At 23.6% G+C, this 18,744-nt stretch carries 18 protein-coding genes; 8 read left to right on the top strand and 10 right to left on the bottom strand.

Features of this window, described 5'->3' with window-relative positions:
- Nucleotides 1–20 precede the first annotated feature (20 nt).
- Nucleotides 21–1,211, bottom strand: coding sequence for an aminotransferase-like domain-containing protein (locus CKSOR_RS03295; RefSeq protein WP_108674151.1), 1,191 nt, complete (start codon nt 1,209–1,211; stop codon nt 21–23).
- Between the two features lie 255 nt (nt 1,212–1,466).
- Here CKSOR_RS03295 and CKSOR_RS03290 point away from each other — a divergent pair, with 255 nt between their 5' ends.
- Nucleotides 1,467–2,063 carry a DUF502 domain-containing protein gene (locus CKSOR_RS03290; RefSeq protein WP_108674150.1) on the top strand — a complete coding sequence of 199 codons (597 nt, stop codon included), beginning with the start codon at nt 1,467–1,469 and terminating at the stop codon, nt 2,061–2,063.
- 72 nt (nt 2,064–2,135) lie between these two features.
- Entirely contained in the window at nt 2,136–3,917 is a 1,782-nt protein-coding gene (aspS, locus tag CKSOR_RS03285) for an aspartate--tRNA ligase (protein ID WP_108674149.1), read from the top strand.
- Nucleotides 3,918–4,238: 321 nt separating this feature from the next.
- On the opposite strand, the gene CKSOR_RS03280 is transcribed toward aspS, so the two are convergent.
- Complete coding sequence (locus CKSOR_RS03280; protein WP_108674148.1) at nt 4,239–5,033, bottom strand: type III pantothenate kinase; 795 nt, start codon at nt 5,031–5,033, stop codon at nt 4,239–4,241.
- A 437-nt stretch (nt 5,034–5,470) separates the two neighbouring features.
- Here CKSOR_RS03280 and CKSOR_RS03275 point away from each other — a divergent pair, with 437 nt between their 5' ends.
- From CKSOR_RS03275 to CKSOR_RS03265, 3 genes are read left to right on the top strand one after another with little or no spacing between them, the layout of a single operon-like run.
- Nucleotides 5,471–6,124: an alpha/beta hydrolase gene (locus CKSOR_RS03275; protein ID WP_108674147.1), complete on the top strand. Its 654-nt coding sequence runs from the start codon at nt 5,471–5,473 to the stop codon at nt 6,122–6,124.
- Nucleotides 6,125–6,159: 35 nt separating this feature from the next.
- The gene (locus tag CKSOR_RS03270) at nt 6,160–7,389 is read left to right on the top strand and encodes a D-alanyl-D-alanine carboxypeptidase family protein (RefSeq protein WP_108674146.1); all 1,230 of its coding nucleotides are present in this window, start codon (nt 6,160–6,162) and stop codon (nt 7,387–7,389) included.
- A gap of 6 nt (nt 7,390–7,395) precedes the next feature.
- Nucleotides 7,396–7,674 (top strand): HP0495 family protein, encoded by a 279-nt coding sequence (locus tag CKSOR_RS03265; protein ID WP_108674145.1) that lies wholly within the window; start codon nt 7,396–7,398, stop codon nt 7,672–7,674.
- A 63-nt stretch (nt 7,675–7,737) separates the two neighbouring features.
- Here CKSOR_RS03265 and hslU read toward each other — a convergent pair whose 3' ends face one another.
- From hslU to dapF, 4 genes are all read right to left on the bottom strand, one after another.
- Nucleotides 7,738–9,066, bottom strand: a complete 1,329-nt coding sequence (gene hslU / locus CKSOR_RS03260; RefSeq protein ID WP_108674144.1) for an ATP-dependent protease ATPase subunit HslU — start codon at nt 9,064–9,066, stop codon at nt 7,738–7,740.
- 53 nt (nt 9,067–9,119) lie between these two features.
- The gene (gene hslV, locus CKSOR_RS03255; RefSeq protein ID WP_108674236.1) at nt 9,120–9,653 is read right to left on the bottom strand and encodes an ATP-dependent protease subunit HslV; all 534 of its coding nucleotides are present in this window, start codon (nt 9,651–9,653) and stop codon (nt 9,120–9,122) included.
- 32 nt (nt 9,654–9,685) lie between these two features.
- Nucleotides 9,686–10,144: an RNA polymerase-binding protein DksA gene (dksA, locus tag CKSOR_RS03250; RefSeq protein ID WP_108674143.1), complete on the bottom strand. Its 459-nt coding sequence runs from the start codon at nt 10,142–10,144 to the stop codon at nt 9,686–9,688.
- A gap of 149 nt (nt 10,145–10,293) precedes the next feature.
- A complete protein-coding gene (gene dapF / locus CKSOR_RS03245) occupies nt 10,294–11,163 on the bottom strand; it encodes a diaminopimelate epimerase (RefSeq protein ID WP_108674235.1) in 870 nt (289 codons plus the stop codon).
- Between the two features lie 708 nt (nt 11,164–11,871).
- Here dapF and metK point away from each other — a divergent pair.
- Nucleotides 11,872–13,032: a methionine adenosyltransferase gene (gene metK / locus CKSOR_RS03240; RefSeq protein WP_108674142.1), complete on the top strand. Its 1,161-nt coding sequence runs from the start codon at nt 11,872–11,874 to the stop codon at nt 13,030–13,032.
- A gap of 10 nt (nt 13,033–13,042) precedes the next feature.
- On the top strand, nt 13,043–13,243 hold the full coding sequence (locus CKSOR_RS03235; RefSeq protein WP_108674141.1) for a DUF1289 domain-containing protein: 201 nt from the start codon (nt 13,043–13,045) through the stop codon (nt 13,241–13,243).
- Here CKSOR_RS03235 and CKSOR_RS03230 read toward each other — a convergent pair.
- Nucleotides 13,227–13,829: a 5-formyltetrahydrofolate cyclo-ligase gene (locus CKSOR_RS03230; protein WP_108674140.1), complete on the bottom strand. Its 603-nt coding sequence runs from the start codon at nt 13,827–13,829 to the stop codon at nt 13,227–13,229. The genes CKSOR_RS03235 and CKSOR_RS03230 overlap by 17 nt on opposite strands.
- Before the next feature lie 62 nt (nt 13,830–13,891).
- Here CKSOR_RS03230 and CKSOR_RS03225 point away from each other — a divergent pair, with 62 nt between their 5' ends.
- On the top strand, nt 13,892–15,019 hold the full coding sequence (locus CKSOR_RS03225) for a tRNA nucleotidyltransferase/poly(A) polymerase-related protein (RefSeq protein ID WP_108674139.1): 1,128 nt from the start codon (nt 13,892–13,894) through the stop codon (nt 15,017–15,019).
- Here CKSOR_RS03225 and CKSOR_RS03220 read toward each other — a convergent pair.
- The 3 genes from CKSOR_RS03220 to ung all read right to left on the bottom strand — a co-directional run bounded on the left by CKSOR_RS03220 (nt 15,011) and on the right by ung (nt 18,708).
- Nucleotides 15,011–16,216, bottom strand: coding sequence for a class I SAM-dependent methyltransferase (locus tag CKSOR_RS03220; RefSeq protein ID WP_108674138.1), 1,206 nt, complete (start codon nt 16,214–16,216; stop codon nt 15,011–15,013). The two genes, CKSOR_RS03225 and CKSOR_RS03220, sit on opposite strands and share 9 nt — an antisense overlap.
- 75 nt (nt 16,217–16,291) lie before the next feature.
- Nucleotides 16,292–17,773 carry a DEAD/DEAH box helicase gene (locus CKSOR_RS03215; RefSeq protein WP_108674137.1) on the bottom strand — a complete coding sequence of 494 codons (1,482 nt, stop codon included), beginning with the start codon at nt 17,771–17,773 and terminating at the stop codon, nt 16,292–16,294.
- A gap of 224 nt (nt 17,774–17,997) precedes the next feature.
- Nucleotides 17,998–18,708 (bottom strand): uracil-DNA glycosylase, encoded by a 711-nt coding sequence (ung, locus tag CKSOR_RS03210; RefSeq protein ID WP_108674136.1) that lies wholly within the window; start codon nt 18,706–18,708, stop codon nt 17,998–18,000.
- Between the last annotated feature and the right edge of the window lie 36 nt (nt 18,709–18,744).

The raw sequence follows: 18,744 nt of genomic DNA, 5'->3' as shown, positions 1-18,744 counted from the left end.
TAATTATATATTTACATAATTTATATATTTAAATAATTTTTTATTATATTTCCTAATATATTGATACCTTTTTGAATTTTTTCTTCTGATACAGTTGCAAAACTTAGTCTCATATTATTATATTCAGGATTTTTAGCATAAAAAGAATTTCCAGGAACAAAAGCAATATTATTTTCTATTGCTTTTATTAATAATTCATTACTATTTATATTTTTAGGCAATGTTACCCATAAAAACATGCCACCTTCAGGTCTAGTCCAATTCACAGATTTTGGAAATGATTTTTCCATAGTATCTAACATACATAATCCCTGTTTTTTGTATGTTTCTCTAATTTTAGGTAAATGTCTTTTTAAGAAACCGTTTTTTATAGTTTCATAAACAACCATTTGTGTAATTGTAGATGTATGTAAATCAGTGGCTTGTTTTGCTTGTACTAATTTTTTAATTAAATCTTTGTCTGCGATGATATATCCTATACGTAATCCTGGAGCTAATATTTTAGAAAAAGAACCTAATCTTATAATGTTAGCATTTGTATTTTTAGATAAAGTTAATAAACTAGGTATATCTTTTCCTGAATATCTTAGTTCTCCATAGGGATCATCTTCTATAATAGATAATTTTAAGTCACTAGCAAATTCAATCAATTTTATTCTTCTAGATAAACTTAATGTTCTGCCAGTTGGATTTTGAAAATTTGGCAAAGCATATAAAAAACGAGTATTATTTGTAATGGATGAAGAAATTCTTTCTGGTATCAAACCACCTTCATCCGTTTCTATAGTAATAAAATTTGGATTATATAGACTTAAAGATTGCAATGCACCTAAATATGTAGGACTTTCTACTAAAATATCACTGTTTTCATCAATTAATGTTTTACCTAACAAATCTAAAGCTTGTTGTGATCCTGATACAATCATTACATTATCAATACTAATATTTGAACCAGAATTATTAAAATGATTTACAATCCATTCTCTTAATTTTGAATATCCTTCTGTAGTACCATATTGTAATGCTATTTTACCTTCTTCTGATAAAACTTTATTAAAAGCATATTTTAACTCATCTACAGGGAAACCATGTGGTGATGGTAATCCACCTGCAAATGATATAATTTCTTGTTTTTCTGTGACCTTTAATATTTCACGAATAGCTGAGCTTGTTAAATTTTTAGCTCTTTCTGATATTGTATAATTTGCCATATATAATAATATAAGAAAAAAATAATGTTGAAATTAGTTTAATGAAAATTTAATTTATATATATTTAAATATTTATATTATTAATATTTGAAATATACAATATTTTATTCTATCAGATGTTTTTTAAAAATATAATAAATATTTATATAATAAATTTATTTATTTAGATATATTTGATGTATTAATAATGAAATTACATAAAAATTTATGTTTTTAATATATTATTTTTTAGTGTAAAAATATTTTAGGTATAGTATGTTTTTTAAAAAAAATTTAATTAAAGGTTTATTAGTTTGGATTCCTATATGTATAACAATTTGGATAATCAATATATTAATTAGCATAGTAGAAGATAAAATCACATATTTTATCTCTTCTACAAATGTTATAGGATTTTATATTCCTGGATTTAAAATAATGATTTTATTAACTATAATATATTTGACAGGATTATTAAAAACAAATTTAATTTTTAAAAATTTATATTTTTATTTTGATAAGATATTAAGTTATATACCATTAGTTAATAGTATATATAGTACTACTAAACAAATAAGTAATGCTATTTTATCTCCTAATAGTCAGGCATTTAGAAAAGTGATTTTATTGGAATATCCTCCAAAGAGTCAATATTGGGTTTTAGCTTTTTTAACTGGTAATACATCAGAAAATATATCTAAATTTTTGAATAATAATAAATATATTAACGTATATATTCCAACAACTCCTAATCCAACTTCTGGTTTTTTTGTTATGGTAAAAAGTAGTGATGTTATAGATGTTAATATTAACGTTGATCAAGCATTAAAATACATAATATCAATGGGTACAGTTATACCAAATAAATTTTAAATCTGATAATCTAGTAGAAACTTCTATCTACAATGTATTTTTATATGAAATAAATTAATAAGGGATTTTTTGATGCGTACATTTTATAATGGTCTTATTCGTACTAGTCACATAGGAAAAAATGTTTCTTTATGTGGTTGGGTAAATCGTCGTCGTGATCATGGTGGAGTAATTTTTATAGATTTACGAGATCATACAGGTATTGTACAACTTGTTTTTTCTCCTGAAAATAAATTCATTTTTCAAAAAGCATCTCAATTACGAAATGAATATTGCATAAATGTATTAGGTATAGTAAATTTAAGGCCAATTGAATCTTATAATAAGGAAATTGAATCAGGTGAAGTTGAAATATTATGCCATGAATTAAATATACTAAATGTTTCTATAACACCTCCTTTTAATATAGACGATAATAATATATTAGAAAATACACGTTTATCATATAGATATCTTGATTTACGTAGTAGTAAGATGCAAAAAAATTTAAGAACGAGATATCAAGTTACTATGGAAATTCGCAAATTTTTAGATAAACTAAATTTCATAGATATAGAAACCCCTTTTTTGACAAAGAGCACGCCTGAAGGTGCTAGAGATTATTTAATTCCATCTAGAATAAATATAGGTAATTTTTATGCATTACCACAATCACCTCAATTATTTAAACAACTTTTGATGATTTCAGGATTTGATAGATATTATCAGATAGTAAAATGTTTTAGAGATGAAGATCTTAGAGCAGATAGACAGCCTGAATTTACACAGATCGATTGTGAAATGTCATTTATTAATGAAGAAGAAATACGTAATTTATTTGAAAATATGATTATTCATATTTTCAAAACTATTATTAATGTAAATTTACCTAATAAATTTCCTACTATTACATGGAAAGAGTCTATAGATAAATATGGTACTGATAAACCTGATTTAAGAATTAATCTTGAATTAATAAATATTACAGAAATCACAAAGACATCATCATTAAAAATTTTTTCAGATATAGCATTAAACAATGGTAAAGTAGTTGCTTTGAAAGTTCCACAAGGGGCTATTTTTTCAAGAAAAGAAATTGAATTTTATACTAATTATGTGATGTCTTATGGAGCTAAAGGTTTAGCTTATATTAAAATTAACGATATTAAAAAGGGCTATGAAGGTCTTCAGTCTCCTATAGTAAAAAATCTCTCAATTGAAGAATTAAATCAAATTTTTACAAAAATTGATGCTAAAAATAATGATATAGTATTTTTTGGTGCTGATAAAGAAAGTATTGTAAACTCTTATATGGGTGCATTAAGATTAAAAATAGGTATTAGTGATTTTAGTAAAAGAAATAATATTTTCAAAGATCAATTTTGTCCTCTTTGGGTAATTGATTTTCCTATGTTTGAATTTGATGAAAACAAAAATAAATATACATCAATACATCACCCTTTTACTAGTCCTAAACAGAGTATAGATGAATTAAGAGATATTAAACCAGATAGTATTTTATCTAAATCTTATGATCTAGTTATTAATGGTTGGGAAATTGGAGGTGGCTCTATACGTATTCATCATGAAGAAATGCAAAGAAAAATATTCAATATATTAGGTATTAGTAATGAAGAAGCTCATTATAAATTTGGTTTTTTACTAGAAGCATTAAAATATGGTGCTCCACCACATGGAGGTATAGCATTTGGTTTGGATAGATTAGTATCTATTATGGTAAATGCAGAATCAATAAGAGAAGTCATAGCATTTCCTAAAACACAAAGAGCTCAATGTTTATTAACACAAGCACCATCAGAAGTTGAAAAAGAACAGCTTATAGATTTACATATTAATATATCTAAAAATATATAGATTTTGCACTTAATTACATAATAAAAATTGAGAATAAAAATACCTTCTGAAGAAGGTATTTTTATTATTAATTTTATATAATTAAGTGTAAATTTAAATAAAATTAGTAAAATTTTTATAAAAAATTTACACTACGGAGAATATAGTATAACTAAATACCTAGCAAAAATTGCAATATTGCATGTTTTTTATGTCATTTATTTAGCTGATATAATATTAAATTATGCAAAATATTCACATTTAATAAAAAATAAGTCACACAAATTAAATGTCAAAGCTACTAAAAAATATTTAAATTGATAAAATCATATAAATCATTATTTATATATATTTCTCTGCAATGATATATAACCCATCTAGCACAGCTCTTTCTTTATAAATAATTTTAATGTTTTTATTAAATAATTTATTAATAATTTTAAATTGAGTAATTAATTCTTTTTTAATTTCTGGCCATAGACCACCAGTAACATATATAGTAGGTGGTTCATGAAACTGCTCTATCATATTTATCCATTGCCTAATTATAGTACCTGAATGTGAAAAAATTATTCCAGAACTGATAGCTTGATTTGTATTTTTAGGAAAATTGAGAATATTAGATTGACAAATAATAGGTAAATTAGTTGCCTTATTTAAACTTATTTTCATTGTATTTATACCAGGTATAATTAATCCTCCAATAAAATTATTAATAGCATCAATACTATCTATTGTAGTTGCTGTTCCAAAACTTATTATCAATAAAGGTGGATGAGGTACTGATAATTTATTTACTATGCCCAACATACTACACCATCTATCTGTTCCTAACTGTGATGGTGTTAAATATTTATTTAGCAATTTATATTTTTTATAACTAGGAACTAACCAATGAATATTACAACCAATTTTTTTAAATTCATTATTAATAATTTTACCAATAGCATTACCTGCAACATTGGAGCCAAATATATGTGTAGGTTTTTTTGTTAAGGAAAATATCCATTTTCTTATAGATAAATAATCGTTATTATTAAATATAATAACTTCTTTTTCACGATATATTTTTTTATTGTTTTTAACAATCCATCCAATTTTTATTCTAGTGTTTCCTAAATCTAAAAGTATAATCATATTTCAAGAATAACTATATTGTTATCAAAATTTGTTAATATTATGTTTTTGTATTAATTTATAAAACTTTATCTATAGTGGTACTATTATTTTTCTTAAATCAATTAAGGTGATTAAATATTTGATAGAGATCTTTAAAGATATTATACAAATAATGTGATTATTGTATTTTTTTTATATTTTAACCAAAAAATCTAATTAAAATTTATTAAGATTATTTTTAAAATAATAATAAAAGATAGATTGGAATATTGCATTTAATGATATATATTTTATATATATAGTTTAAGATGTATATTATAATAAGAATATTAAACTTTTTAAATTTAAATTTCATATGTATTATAATAAATAATATCAATGTGCTTTATAATATAATAATAAATTATTAGAATATTCATATTGCATCAAGAAATTTACTTATGATTGAGTTTTAAATGCCTAATATTATTGAAAATAAAAAATTTTATGGAAAAGCAGGTTACATTGATACCTTGATAGAAATGCCTAAGAATGCACCTATTGGATATACTGTATTATTACATCCACATCCTATGCATGGTGGTACAAGAGATAATAAAGTAATATCAACAATGTCAAGAGTTTGTTTAAATTACGATTTAGCAGTATTTCGTCCAAATTTTCGTGGAGTAGGATTTTCTGAAGGTAAATTTGATAATGGCTTAGGTGAAGTTGAAGATATGATTGATTTGATTTGTCAAATTATTGAGTATTATCCAAATTTAAAAAAAATACCAATTATTTTAGGAGGATTTTCTTTTGGAGCTTCAATTGCAGCGCAACTTTATTCATATATAAAAAACAAAGATATTCAATGTAATGGTTTGGTTTTAGTAAGTTCAGCTGCTACTCGTTATGTACACAAAGAAATTATTTTACCTGAGAAAACTTTTTTAATACATGGTTATAATGATAATATTGTACCATTTGATGAAATATTAAATTGGGCAAAAATACATGATATATCTATTAATTTAATTCCTAATGCTTCACATTTTTTTCATGGAAAATTAATTACATTAAAAAATATATTTATAAATATTTTAATTTCAATATTGAATATTAAATAAATTCTGTTAAATAATCTTTAAATTTTATATCTATAATGAAAAATATAACCATTAATAAATCTATTTATCTATTTGTATCTTATTTTTTTATATTACTTTTAAGTAATACAAGTAATGTTTATGCAACTTCATTTTTAGATATAGAAAATTTAAATAATATCCCAGTCTCAAAAACTGCTATATATCCTGTTCCTAAAGTATCAGCAAAATCTTGGATTGCTATAGATGTAAATAGTGGACAAGTTTTAGCAGAATCAAATTCTAATGTAAAAATGGAGCCAGCCTCTTTAACAAAAATAATGACTGCGTATTTAATATTTCATGCATTAGAGGATAAAAGAATTAAACTAGATCAATTAATTAATATTTCAGAAACAGCTTGGCGTACAGGTGGTTCTCGAATGTTTATTGAACCAAATACAAATGTAAGGGTTAATGATTTATTACAAGGTATGATTGTACAATCAGGTAATGATGCTACAGTTGCTTTAACAGAAGCTATTTGTGGAGATGAAGCATCATTTATTGCATTAATGAATAAAGAAGCTGAAAATATTGGAATGATAAATACCAATTTTGCTAATTCTACAGGATTACCTGATAAAAAACATATTTCTACTGCACAAGATTTAGCTAAATTATCAGTTTTATTAATAAAAAAATATCCACATTTTTTTCATTATTATAATCAAAAAAGTTTTACTTATAATAACATTACACAGTTAAATAGAAATAGATTATTATGGGCTGATAATTCTATAGATGGTATGAAAACTGGACATACTGATTCTGCTGGATATTGTATGATTTCTACTGCTTTAAAAGATAATCGCAGAATTTTAGTAGTTTTATTAGGTGCTAGTAGTGAATCTACTAGAGCAGAAGAAAGTTTAAAGATATTAAATTGGAGTTTTCAAAATTTTGATACTGCTTTAATTTTTGAAAAAAATCAAGAAATAGTAAAGATAAATGTTTGGGATGGAAATAATAGTAAATTATCTGTTGGAAGTAATGATGCTTTATGGATTTCTGTACCTAGAGCTAAGTTATATGATATTAAATCTACAATAGAATATATAGATCCTATATTAAGTCCTATAAATAAAGGAGATATAGTTGGACAAATTAAATTTTCTTTAAATAATAAAAATTTGCTTACTATGCCACTGGTATCATTACATCATGTTGAAAAAGCTGGCTTATTAGATAAAATCTTAGTTTTACTAAAAAAAAATTTTCCATTTAATCGACTAATTACTTTATAAAATTAAATGAATATTCATAATATAAATAATAATTCTTTAATTGTGTATCCTTGTAATTTTCCTTTAAAAATAATTGGAAAAAATTGTGAACAATTTAAGAAAGAAATATATTCTATAATTAAAAATTATGATCCAAAATTTGATTTATCTAATATAGATTTTCAATTAAGTAAATCTGCTAAATATATAGGATTAACTGTTACAATATTTGCTACATCTCGTACACAATTAGATAATATATATAAAGATTTATGTGCCAATTCTTTAGTATCTTTTGTATTATAATATTTATTTAATAATAAATTAAGTACAGTTTACAATTATTGTACTTAATTTATCTAAAATTAATTATAGAATATAATTTTTTAAATCATCAAAAATTGGTATATTGACTAATTGTGAATCTACATATTTTTTGTCTATATTAATAGAAAAACCTTTTTTATTAATAGAATTGAATGATATATCTTCTAATAAAGTTTCCATTATTGAATATAATCTACGCGCACCAATATTTTCTGTATTTTCATTCATTAAAAAAGCAATTTCTGCTAATCTGTTAATTCCATCTTCAGTAAAAATTAATTTTATTTCTTCAGTAGCTAATAGAGCAGAATATTGTTTAATTAATGATGCACTAGTAGAAGATAAAATATCATAAAAATCTTTTACTGATAGATGTTCTAATTTAACTTTTATTGGAAATCTACCTTGTAATTCAGGGATTAAATCTGTTGGTTTAGATAAATGAAAAGCTCCAGATGCTATAAATAGGATATTATCAGTTTTTACAGAACCATATTTCGTATTAACCGTTGTACCTTCTATCAAAGGTAATAAATCTCTTTGTACTCCTTGCCTAGATACATCTACACCAGAATATTCATTTTTGGTTGCTATTTTATCTATTTCATCTAAAAAAACTATACCATTTTGTTCTACATTTTTAATAGCTATAATTCTAATATTTTCTTCATTAATATTTTTTAATGATTCTTCTTCTATAAGAATTTTAATAGCATCTTTAATTTTTAGTTTCCTTGCTTTCTTCTTATTAGAACTTAAATTAGAAAATAGACCTTTTAATTGTTCTGCCATTTCTTCCATTCCAGGTGCAGCCATTATATCAAAATTTGGTGCTGGCATAGAAAGTTCTATATCAATTTCTAAATTATCTATTTTACCTTCTCTTAACCTTTTTCTAAAAGTTTGTCTTGCTGAATTTTCTTTATTTTCTTCTGATTCTAGATTTTTAGGTGGAGGAACTAAAATATCAAGAATTCTTTCTTCTGCTGCTAATTTAGCAATATTTTTGACTTTTTCTATTTCTATATTTCTTGTTTGCTTGATTGAAAAGTCTGTTAAATCTCTAATTATGCTATCTACATCTTTTCCAACATAACCTACTTCTGTAAATTTTGTAGCTTCTACTTTTATAAATGGAGCCGCTACTAATTTTGCTAATCTTCTTGCTATTTCTGTTTTACCAACACCTGTAGGTCCTATCATTAATATATTTCTTGGATAAATTTCATTTTTTATATCATCTTTAATCATTTGACGACGCCAACGATTACGTAAAGCAATTGCTACAGCTTTCTTAGCTTTATCTTGTCCAATAATATATTTATTTAATTCAGAAACTATTTCTTCTGGAGACATATTTATGCCATACATGATTTGATATCCTAAATTTTTATATAATTCATAAAAATAATATAATAATTTGATTATAAAGTTTCTATAATATGATTATGATTTGTATATATGCAAATATCACCTGCTATTTTTAAAGATTTAGATACTATTTCTTTAGCTGATAATTTTGTATATTTTAATAAACCTATTGCTGCAGCTTGAGCATATGGACCACCAGATCCTATAGCAGCAATACCATTTTCAGGTTCTAACACATCACCATTACCTGTTAATATTAAAGTTTGTTCAATATTAGCTACAATTAACATTGCTTCTAATCTTCTTAATACTTTATCTTTACGCCATTCTTTGCTCATATCTACAGCAGATTTCATTAAATGGCCTAAATTTTTTTCTAACTTACTTTCAAATATTTCTTGTAATGTAAATGCATCAGATGTTGCTCCAGCAAAACCAGTTAAAACTTGATTATTATAAATACGTCTGATTTTACAGGCTGTACTTTTAATAATCATATTTCCAAGTGTCACCTGTCCATCACCACCTAATGCTATGTTATTATTTCGCCTTACACATATAATAGTAGTTGCATGAAACTGTTCCAATTCCATATATTTATTCCATATTATAATTAATATTAATTGCCATATAATTTTTGGCGCATTTCTCGTCGTTCTTTTGCTTCTAAAGATAAAGTAGCTGTTGGTCTTGCTAATAACCTTGGTATACCAATTGGATCACCAGTTTCTTCACACCATCCATAATCTTTACTATCTATTCTTGCAATAGAGCTTTGAATTTGTTTCAGTAATTTATTTTCTCTATCTCTATTTCTTAATTCTAAAGCATGTTCTTCTTCTATAGATGCTCTATCAACTGGATCTGGCACAAATTGTGTTTCTCTAAGTTTTTTACCATTTTTTTCAACATTAGATAAAATTTCTTGCTCTAATTTTTTTAATTTATTTTTAAAAAAATTTAGTTGTAATTCATTCATATAATCAGATTCTGGCATATTAAGAATATCTTCATCTGTCAGAGATTCTATTATAGAAAGATCTTGATTAGTCATTATTTTAGATGATTTATTAATCATAAAACCTTTTAATTTTATTCAATTTAAAATTATTTTTATTAAAATTAACATAATATGTTGAAAGAATTTTATATTAAGGTTAATTATTATAATATAATTTCACTCTTGATATTTTCAAGATATATTCATAAAAGGAACTTTCATGAAAATTAATTATTAAAATTAACTTCTATTTTACCTTCAAATACCGTTTCCGCTGGTCCTTCCATTTCTAATTTTAGTCCATCCCAATGAATTATTAATTGACCTCCATGCGTATGTACTGTAACAGGTGATAATAAAAGACCTCGACGAATACCTGATAAAGCTGCAGCACAAGCTCCAGTACCACATGCTAATGTTTCTCCAACCCCTCTTTCATATACTCTTAATTTAATATTATGCTTATTTAATATTTCCATAAATCCAACATTTACATGATTAGGAAATCTTTCATGAGATTCTATCATTCTACCTATAAAATTAACATCTATATTTTGAATATTATCTACAATTGTAACAGCATGTGGATTAGAAATTTGCGCTATAGATATTTTTATATGCTCGATTTTATCATTATTTAATAAATCAATTGTCCATAGTCTCTCATCTGCTTGTTTTTCAGATAATAATTTATGATAATGAAAAGGTAACAAATGCGGATCAAACGCGATTTTACCCATATCTACTTTTACCATATTATTTTCTAAACTTTCAATTTTAATTAGACCATTTCTTATTTCTGCATATATTGGATTTTTATTTGATAATTTTTTTTGGTGTATAAATTTAATGAAACATCTTGCTCCATTGCCACAATTCTCTACTTCAGATCCATCAGAATTAAATATCCTATATTTAAAATCAGCCTGCAAATTGCTGCTTTTTTCTACAAGTAATACTTGATCAGCACCTATACCAAATTTTCTATTAGATAAAAATTGAATAATTTCTTTATTAAATTTCAAATTTTTATCTATATTATTGATTACGATAAAATCATTACCTATACCTTGCATTTTTGTGAAATTTAATTTCATATTAAACCTTTTTGAATAATCATTTTTATATTTTTTTTTAAAATCTAAGACAAAAATAATAGTACTATGACACATGTATTTTATCCATTTTTTATTTTTTTATTATATCTATAGATTTTTTTTTAAAAGAATAATAATTTAATATAAATAGATTAAAAAATTTCTAATTTGAAAAATATGATTATAATATGCTACTATGGTTGCTCCCCATGATATATATAAAAAAAGGATGAAATACGAATTTTAGTGCCCAAAATTTTATATTAAGAGCATAAAAAATATAGATAGTAAAATTTTTTATTTTGATAAATTGCTAAATTAATAAAATTTAAAGCAAAAATTTTATTAATTTATCCAGTAAATATTTTTAATATATTTACTATTTGTTTCAATAATTTCCAATAATTTATAGATTAAGCATTTAATCCTTTTCAAGATTTCAATCTTGTTGTTATTTTTATTTTTGGTATAATCAAAAGATTATATTTAAAAATTTTATATTCATTGTAAATTAATTATTTGTAATAATTTTACATTTAAAAATAAAAATTTATATTTAAATATTATTATTCATAATATCAATACACAAATAAATAATAAGATATTATATAAGTATATTTTATATTAAAGCATATTATTCATATAAAAAATATACAAATCTAATTTTGCTATAAACATAATAAATTTATTTAGTTTTAAGGATTATAAGTGTTAAATAATAAATTTTTATTTACTTCAGAATCAGTTTCTGAAGGACATCCTGATAAAATAGCTGATCAAATATCAGATGCTATATTAGATGCTATAATTGAAAAAGATATCAAATCTAGAGTTGCTGCAGAAACTTTGTGTAATAATGAATTTATTGTTCTAGCTGGAGAAATAACTACTAATACAAATATTGATTATGAACAAATTGTTCGTAATACTATAAAAAATATAGGTTATGAAGATTCAGAAAACAGCATAGATTATAAATCTTGTAAAATAGTTATTTCTTATATAAAACAATCTATAGATATTGCTATTGGTATTGATAATAATGATCATGATATATTATCTCAAGGAGCTGGAGACCAAGGCATTATGTTTGGATATGCTTGCAATGAAACAATAGATTTGATGCCTGCACCTATATATTATGCACATAAATTAATGCAAAAACATAGTTTGGTTCGTAAAAGTAATCAAATTAGTTGGCTAAGACCTGATGCTAAATCGCAAGTAACATTTCAATACATAAATAATATTCCTTCATATATTGATACAATAGTACTATCTACACAACATTCACCAAATATAAAGTACGATAATATTAAAGAAGCAGTAATTGAAGAAATAATACTTCCGGTAATACCAAAAAATTTAATTAATTATAAAACTAAATTCATAATTAATCCTACTGGTAGATTTGTTATAGGTGGACCTAAAGGTGATTGTGGATTAACTGGCCGTAAAATCATAGTAGATACTTATGGAGGTTCTTGTCCCCATGGTGGCGGAGCTTTTTCAGGTAAAGATCCGTCTAAGGTAGATAGATCAGCTGCATATTTTGCACGCTATATTGCTAAAAATATTGTTGCTTCTGGTATAGCCACTAGATGTCAAGTACAACTTAGTTATGCTATAGGAATTTCAAATCCTATAAACATTACTATTAATACTCAAAATACTGGATTGGTACCTGATAGTGTTTTATCTGAATATGTAAAAAATAACTTTGATTTACGTCCAGGAGCTATTATTAAAACATTGAATCTATTAAAACCTATATATTACAAAACTGCATCATATGGTCATTTTGGACGAAATGATAAAGATTTTACATGGGAATATACTGATAAAGTAGATATATTCAAAAAATTGTAATATTATTCATATGAAAATAAAAATACAAAATAAATTGATTAAAAAAGATTCACCTTGTAAAGGTATTTGTTCTAATTTATTTGATGATGTCTGCAGAGGATGTGGTAGAACTAATTTAGAAATTTCAAACTGGGTTTGTCTTTCTAAATTAGAAAAAGAAAAAATTTGGAAAAGAATTATAGATCAAGGTTACATTAAAATAGATTTTTAGGTTCTTTAGGAATCCATCCATTTGGTGTTAAAATAACATCTAAAACATAATCATATTTTTCTTTTTTGTAATATTTATTAATAAATCCACAGTTCCATGATATACCAATGGTAGTTATATTATGATTGGATATAGATGATAATGATCTAAGTGTTTTATCATAATATCCTCCACCATAACCAATTCTATCACAGTTAATAGTATATCCTAAAGTAGGTACAATAATAATATTAGGATCAACTAATTGATTATTTGTTGGTTCTAATATTTTATAATAACCTTCTTGCATATTAGATAGATTATCCCATTTCATAAAAATTAATTTTTCATCTTTTTTCTTTATAATAGGTAAACACACTGTAACATTTTTTTCAAATAATCTATATAATACTGGTGTAATATCTGGTTCATATTTTATAGGCCAAAAAAATGCAACTACTAGGTTATTATATAAAATATATTTGAGATTTTTGTCAAACCAATGATTTAATTTTTTTTTAATTAAATCATTATATTTTTCTTTATTATGTAAATTTATTAATTTTCTTTTTTTTAATAAAAACTCACGTATTTTTATTTTTTCCATGTTTATCAAAAATATAATTGAAATTTGTAAATTATAATCATTTTTATAAAAAAGGGATAGAGATGTTTAAAGAAGATAAGTTTACAAAAAATTTACAAATTTATATGGTTGGTGGTGCTGTTAGAGATTTTTTATTAGGTTTAAAAATTAAAGATAAAGATTGGGTAGTAGTAGGTACTAGTCCAGAAGAAATGTTAAAAAGAGGTTTTATTCCAATTGGCAAAAATTTTCCTATATTTTTACATCCTAGTACAAAAGAAGAGTATGCATTAGCAAGAACAGAGCGTAAATATGGTATCGGCTATAAAGGTTTCAAATTTTACTATGGAAAAGATATTTCTTTATCAGATGATTTAAAAAGAAGAGATTTAACAATCAATGCAATAGCTTGTGATAAGTATGGAAATATATTTGACCCTTTTTTTGGTATGAAAGATTTATCTGCTAAAATTTTAAAACATGTAAGTAGTTCTTTTTATGAAGATCCATTAAGAATTTTGCGCTTAGCAAGATTTCAATCAAAATTGAGTGATTTCTCTATTCATCCAGATACCAAAAAAATTTGTTCTAATATATCTTTTTTAAATGAATTAAAAACTCTTTCAATAGAAAGAGTTTGGAAAGAAATATCTATAGGTTTATGTGAAAAAAAACCATATTTAATGTTAGATTTTTTAGATTCTGTAGGTGCATTAAAAGTTATTTTACCTGAAATATCAATTTTCGAAAATTTTAAACTATATTTTGATAATATCACAGAAAATTTTTCATTAGCTCAAAGATATGCTTTAATGTGTATAAATGTAAAAAATCAAAAAAATTTTCATGAAAAATTAAAGGTTTCAAAAGAATGTTCTAATTATGCAATAGCATTACATAGAATACTTAATGTAATTAACAAAGATAATTATAACCAATTATCAGCAAATGATATTTTAAATATTTTTGAAATATGTGATGCTTTTCGTAAACCTAAACAATTTTTTGATTTATTATATATACTGAAAATTATTATGGATGACTTAAATATTCATATATTAGAAAATTGTTTTTATAAAATAAAAAAAATCAATTATAGATTATTATTAAGTAACTTAATAAATATTCATCCAATACAAATTAAAAATATAATTAGAAATAAACAATTATTAGAAATAGAATCAAATATTTTGATAAAAAAATCAAAATAAAGAATATTTTCTATTACCATTAGCAAATCCAATAAGATCTAGTTCAATATCTTTTCCTATTGCTATTACTTTAAAAAGTTCACCCATATCAGTTTCTGATAGAAATTTTTTTACTGCATTTGTTTTTTTTAAATATAATTTATGATCATTTATATCGGTTTTTGATAAAATATTCAGTATGCCAGAATTTATTAGAAAATGTGATTGTGTTGTATAACCCATAATTTGTAAATTAGTACTTATAGCATTTTCTGCTATGGCTGTGAAATCTATATGAGCAGTTATATCTTGTTCTCCAGGTGCGATTAATGGATTAGTATGTGCATAATGTTTAATGTGACACATTAAAGTACCATTTAATCTTTCAGGATGATAATATTCTTTTCTAGGAAATCCATAATCGATTAAGATTACTACACCTTTACGTAACCATTTTACAATATTTTTAATCCAATTCTCTGCTCTAAAATTTATTTCATATATATACTGATTTATTGGTGATAATCTTTTTTGAATTTTTTGAGATAATTTTATATTTACTTTTTCTTCTGCCCATATGAACTCTTCTTCATTATTTAAAGTTACTCCTAATTGCATGATATTATTATTAGAGCTTTTAAATATAGAAATAGGCATGGCATCAAGTAATTCATTAGCAATAACACATCCAACAAAATCTTTAGGAGGATTTATAAGCCATTCTATTTGATTCGAAAAATTATTTAATAATTTTTTTTGTTGTTTTATTAAAGAATTTGATATATCTATTATAAAGTATCTTACTAAGATATTTTTATTTTGAAAAAACTTGATTATTTCATAAGCTAGTGAACCATTTCCAGCACCAATTTCTAATATATTAAATGTTTTACACTCCTGTAAAATTTGTTCTATTTGTATAGATAATGTTTGAGCAAATATATTATCTATTTCAGGTGCAGTAATATAATCACTTAAGTAATTTTTGTCATTTAAATAATTATGTATCCTTAAATTTTTTGAATCATAATATCCTAAATTCGGAGTATATAATACTTTATCCATCCATTCTTCGAATGAAATGAAATAATTTTTTGATTTTATATACTTTTGTAAGTATTTAGAAAATTTGTCAATATGTAATTTAGCATCTTCATCTAATAATGATAAATAAGATAAATTTGCTTCTAAATTTGAATTTAAATTTTTATAATGCATAAATATTAAAAAAATAATGAATTAGATATATTAAGGAAATTAATTACTGAATTAATTTCCTTAATATTATGATTTTTATTCTTTAATATAATTAGAAGAATTAATATTTCTTTTAAATATTTTAGGTGATGTTTTGGATTTATATCCTACAAAATTCTTAAAAAATTTGCCATTTTTAACATTAGATTTTAAATTATTATTTTTAGAAAAATCTTTTTCTTTAAAAATTGATGAATCATTGGTTTTAGTATTATTGAATTTAAAATGTTTCGTATGGTTCATTTTAAGAGAATTTTCTTTATCTTTAAAATAATCTATTTTTGAAATATGCTCTTTAGGATTTTTTTTGTAAATACTATTATTTTTTTTATTGTTAAATGTTTTAGATTTTTGATTTTTTTTAAAAACTGGTCTTTCTTTTGGTTCTAATCCAGTTATAGTTTCTGAATTAATTTGTTTTCCTATATGATGTTCTATATCTTTTATTTTATGATATTCATTGTGAATTGCAATTGTTAAAGCTATTCCTTTTTTACCAGCTCTACCAGTGCGTCCTATTCTATGGATATAATCATCTACTTGCATAGGAACATCAAAATTGATTGCATGGCTAATATTTTCTATATCAATGCCACGAGCTGCAACATCTGTTGCTACTAAAATTTTTATTTTTCCTCTTTGTAATTGAGAAATAGTATTTGTTCTTTGTTTTTGATTCATATCTCCATGTAAAGATTTAGAAGAAAATCCATTACTAAATAATAAATTAGATAATATATCTGCACCTTTTTTTGTAGATGTAAATATAATAGCTTGATCAACATTAGAGTTATTTAGTATATATTCTAAAATTTTAATTTTATGAGATTCATTATCTGCATACATTAATTTTTGTGTAATATTATTATGCTGATGTTTATTGTTAGTTAAAGATATTTTAACAGGATTATTTAACATTTTAGCAGATAAACGTTCTACATCTCTACCTAAAGTAGCAGAAAAAAATAAGGTTTGATGATTTTTTGGTATACAATTTATAATATGATTTATATCATCTATAAAACCCATATCTAACATACGATCAGCTTCATCTAATATTAAAAGTTGTATAGAATCTAATTTCAATTTACCATTTTGAATTTGATCAATTAATCTACCAGGAGTAGCTATTATAATATCAACTTTTTTAGAAAGTGTTTTTGTTTGAATTTTATAAGATACCCCACCTACAATGGTAGCTATTTTTATATTTGGAAGAAAATGTGCATATATAGCTGTCATTTTAGCTATTTGTACAGCTAATTCTCGTGTAGGAGTTAATACTAGTATTTTGGCATTATTAATAATATTAGTACCTGGTTGTGTTGCTAGCATATGTAATGATGGTAATATGAATGCTGCTGTTTTACCACTTCCAGTTTCTGCTGAAGCAATAATATCTTTACCAGATATAGCAAATGGTATTGTTTCTTTTTGTATTGCAGTAGGTTCATTAAAACCAATTTTTTGTAATGCTGATAATATATCTTTGTGCAATCCTAGACTTTTGAAAGCCATAATTTTCCTTGATTTTTAGTGTTATAAATAAATTATTAGATCAATATTTTTAAATTTCATTTATATTATTTTTGATCTGACATAAAGTTTGGCACTTGAAAATAAAACTAACAGTCTAAAATTTAGGATGAGATATATTGGCCTTATCATCTGTAATGTGCCTAATTTAATTTTTATGCAGGATACAGAATAACTTAAAATTAAAATCTAATCTACTTATTTTTTTATATATTCCATTTTATTGGAGTAATATTATGGTTATATAACCATTGATTGGATTTTTTAAAATGATTACAACCTATGAATGGATTAGGTTTTTTATAAGCTGACAATGGGGAAGGATGATTTGAAGTCAAAATTAAATGATTAGTATATTTTTCGATAAGATATTTTTTAGATTGGGCAAATTTACCCCATAATATAAAAATTTTTGGTTTGTTATCTTTAGCTAAATATTCAATTATATTATTAGTAAAATATTCCCAACCATAATTAGCATGAGAACCTGGTTTTTTATCTTCAACAGTTAATATAGAATTAAGTAATAGTACCCCTTGGTGTACCCAACTAATTAGATCATTACTCTTATTGGTAAAACCGTATTCTAAATAAAGTTCTTTAAATATATTTTTTAAACTTTGAGGAGTTTTTAAAATATTAGATGCAGAAAAAGCTAATCCATCCGCATAGCCAAAAGAATGATAAGGATCTTGACCTATAATAATAATTTTTATATTTTTAATTGATGGTATTTCAAAAAATATACGTAATGGGTTTTTAGGATAAATAATTATTTTTTTTGACAATCTATATTCTATTTTATCTATAATTGCATAAATTATTTCTGAAGAATATTTATTAATAACATTTGTCCATTCTTTTGGTAAATTATTTAAGTATTGTTTTAAAGCATATTGTTTTAACAAATTTTCCATTACTTTAAATATAAAAATTGCTATTATTAGAAAAAT

It is taken from the genome of Candidatus Kinetoplastibacterium sorsogonicusi (assembly GCF_003072465.1).
GTDB lineage: Bacteria > Pseudomonadota > Gammaproteobacteria > Burkholderiales > Burkholderiaceae_B > Kinetoplastidibacterium > Kinetoplastidibacterium kentomonadis.
Note: the sequence above shows the minus strand (reverse complement) of the source record. Positions and strands in the feature narration are given on the sequence as shown.